Origin of the sequence: Amphritea opalescens, assembly GCF_003957515.1 — a bacterium.
Taxonomy (GTDB): Bacteria; Pseudomonadota; Gammaproteobacteria; order Pseudomonadales; family Balneatricaceae; genus Amphritea; species Amphritea opalescens.
The window spans coordinates 1-3,429 of record NZ_RQXW01000034.1 but is presented as its reverse complement, the minus strand read 5'-3'; the positions used below and the strand labels follow the sequence as shown (position 1 = coordinate 3,429).

Genomic DNA, 3,429 nt, shown 5'->3' with positions numbered 1-3,429 from the left:
GGCCTGAGAGGTCTTGAGGCGACTTAAAACGGCCTCAAACTATTGCCCCAGTATTTTGTTAATAAAACAGTCATGGCGCTAGAAAAGCAAAACCCCAGCAAAAATACTGGGGTTTATCAGTAACCTGAGCCGCTCAGTGAGCGGCTTTTAATCAACAATCGATGGTCATTAGATACTCAGAACTTTCTCACCACGCGACAAGCCCGAAACACCCGTACGTACGACTTCCATAATATGTGCCGCACCCAAGGTTTCGATAAAGGCATCCAGCTTATCACTGGCACCGGTCAGCTGAACCGTATAGGTCGTTGGCGTCACATCGATGATCTGACCACGAAAGATATCCGCCGTCCGCTTGATCTCAGCCCGCATCTGGCCACTGGCCTTCAGCTTAATCATCATCAGCTCACGTTCAACATGATCACCTTCCGTCAGATCAACCACTTTAACCACATCGATCAGCTTGTTCAGCTGCTTCGTGATCTGCTCGATAACACGATCACTTCCAATGGTAGTCACGGTTAAACGAGACAGGGTTGAGTCTTCGGTTGGCGCAACAGTCAACGACTCGATGTTAAAGTTCCGCTGGGAGAACAGACCCACAACCCGAGACAATGCACCCGGTTCGTTTTCCATCAGCACAGAAATAATATGTCTCATGATCAGGTTCTCTCCGTCTTACTCAGCCACATATCACGCATAGAACCACGCGGTACCTGCATCGGGTATACATGTTCAAACGGATCTACTGTGATATCCATAAATACCATCCGATCTTTCATGGCAAACGCTTTCGTCATCGCCGCTTCAAGATCTTCATATTTATCAACTTTCATGCCCACATGACCATAAGCCTCGGCCAGCTTAACAAAGTCCGGCAGCGATTCCATATAGGAATGCGAGTGGCGTGATTCATAGTTCATATCCTGCCACTGACGTACCATACCCAGTGACTGGTTATTCAAACAGATAACCTTCAGTGGGATATTGTATTGGCTGATGGTCGACAGTTCTTGAATATTCATCTGAATACTCCCTTCACCGGTAACACAAACCACCTCTTCATCAGGGAAGTTCATCTTCACGCCCATCGCTGCTGGCAAGCCAAAGCCCATGGTGCCCAAACCACCGGAGTTGATCCAACGATTCGGCTTATTGAACTTATAATACTGCGCCGCGAACATCTGGTGCTGACCCACGTCAGAACAAACATAAGCATCACCACCGGTCACCTTACTCAGCATCTCGATAACCTGCTGAGGCTTCATCTTCTCAGAATCATCGGTGCGATAATGGCCGCCATGACGCGTACGCCACTCATCGATCTGTTTCCACCAAGAATCAACCGCCTCTTTTTCTGGCTGTTTCTTGCTATCTTTAACCAGTGTCGCCATCTCATTCAACACATGCTTGGCCGGACCAACAATCGGCACATCGGCTTTAATGGTTTTAGAGATAGACGCAGGGTCGATATCCACATGGATGATCTTAGCCGTCGGGCAGAATTTGTCGACGCCATTAGTAACGCGGTCATCAAAACGAGCACCCACCGCTAAAATCAGATCCGCATGATGCATCGCCATGTTAGCTTCATAACTACCATGCATACCCAGCATACCGATAAACTGACGGTCAGTACCGGGATAACCACCCAGTCCCATCAATGTATTGGTTACCGGTGCATTCAATAGCTGCGCTAGTTCAGTTAACTCGCCGCTCGCGCCACCCAAGATAACACCACCACCGGCGTAGATAACCAGACGCTTAGCGTCCAGTACCATATCGATCGCTTTCTTGATCTGACCACTATGTCCACGGCTGACCGGGTTATAGGAGCGTAACTTAATATTTTTCGGATATTCGTAGTTAAACCGATCCGTTGGGTTCGTCATATCCTTAGGGATATCAACCACAACAGGGCCTGGACGGCCACTCTCAGCGATATGAAACGCCTTCTTAATAATAGAAGGGATATCTTCAGGGTTTTGAACACTAAAGCTGTGCTTAACAACAGGACGGGAGACACCGATCATATCGGTTTCCTGAAACGCATCTTCACCGATCAGAAAGCTCATCACCTGACCCGTGATCACCACCATCGGAATCGAATCCATATAGGCCGTAGCAATACCAGTAATCGCATTGGTTGCACCTGGACCGGAAGTCACCAGCGCTACACCGGCTTTACCGGTTGCTCGCGCATAGGCATCAGCCATATGGGTGGCAGCTTGTTCATGGCGAACCAGAACATGTTGCACGTCATCCTGCTGAAACAGTGCATCATAAATATGCAACAGTGCCCCACCGGGATAACCGTAGATGTGTTTCACTCCCTCATCTTTAAGGGCGCGAATTAGCATTTCGCCGCCTGAAAGTTGTTCCACAATAGTATCCTCAAATTACACGCACAGAGGCATGTATAAAAAATTCTGATACTGGAGGATGTTATGACTCGCCTACTGGTGTGTAATAACATCAACCAGCAGGCTTTTGCGAAGGTGGTCGGTACGACCAGAGAAAGGCAAAAGCAACTCTTCATCCGACGATTACGTGTGGGTACACACTGTAAACCCGGGAAGATAAGCTGGGTGTGCTTATCAAGTTTCTGCTTCGGGGTAACCTACTTAGTGCAGAAACATCAAAATTGTGGCGTTATTCTGACAGCAACTCAGGAAATGATCAAGTAAATAGCACCGATAAAACAAATATTCTTCTACTGCCACAACACAGGGCTGCCGACTCGGCAGTGAGAATGCTATAGTGAGTTAAAGCTAAAATAAGCTAAACATAGATATTTTTTAATTTGGAGATCGTTGCATGAACACAGCGGAAATTAAAAACAAGGAACGTGCACTGAATGAGTTTGTGCTGGTATTGCGCAAAATAATGGTCGAACCAGACATCTGTAAAACCGCACTGGATATCACCCGTAAACATATCGACGAAAAAAACGCCAATGTCAAAATTGCCGATGAGTTGTCAGCCACCACCAATATCAAAATACCGCTAGAGCACAGCGAAGCAGATACCCTATTTCTGGATATGCTAAAAGATCTAGTTCGCGACGAAAAAGCCCTATATTAAGCCTCGCCCGCGAAACCGCTACCGGGGTCGATTCGGCCCCACTCTAACACCCGCTTAAACCCTTTCACGTTAGCAACGCCACTCTGTTGATATCGCCTTCCGCTGAGCCTCATTCATTTAACCGCTCGACCAGTCTTCAACATCACATCAACGACCTAACGGCACAGCTGCAAACCCAAACCCCAGATACACAAACGCCCTGACAAGTCAGGGCGTTTCAGGTTACTGATAAACCCCAGTATTTTTGCTGGGGTTTTGCTTTTCTAGCGCCATGACTGTTTTATTAACAAAATACTGGGGCAATAGTTTGAGGCCGTTTTAAGTCGCCTCAAGACCTCTCAGGCC

Annotated in this window: 3 protein-coding genes; 1 reads left to right on the top strand and 2 read right to left on the bottom strand. The window is 47.5% G+C overall.

All coding sequences use genetic code 11. The features are described 5' to 3' along the window. Nucleotides 1-168 precede the first annotated feature (168 nt). Together ilvN and EH243_RS18395 are read right to left on the bottom strand one after the other, a co-directional pair. A complete protein-coding gene (gene ilvN, locus EH243_RS18400) occupies nucleotides 169-660 on the bottom strand; it encodes an acetolactate synthase small subunit (protein WP_126160121.1) in 492 nt (163 codons plus the stop codon). 2 nt (nucleotides 661-662) lie between these two features. Further along, nucleotides 663-2,384 (bottom strand): acetolactate synthase 3 large subunit, encoded by a 1,722-nt coding sequence (locus tag EH243_RS18395; protein WP_126160120.1) that lies wholly within the window; start codon nucleotides 2,382-2,384, stop codon nucleotides 663-665. Nucleotides 2,385-2,817: 433 nt separating this feature from the next. Between EH243_RS18395 and EH243_RS18390 the strand changes: the two genes are divergently transcribed. Further along, entirely contained in the window at nucleotides 2,818-3,084 is a 267-nt protein-coding gene (locus EH243_RS18390; protein WP_126160119.1) for a hypothetical protein, read from the top strand. Nucleotides 3,085-3,429 lie beyond the last annotated feature (345 nt).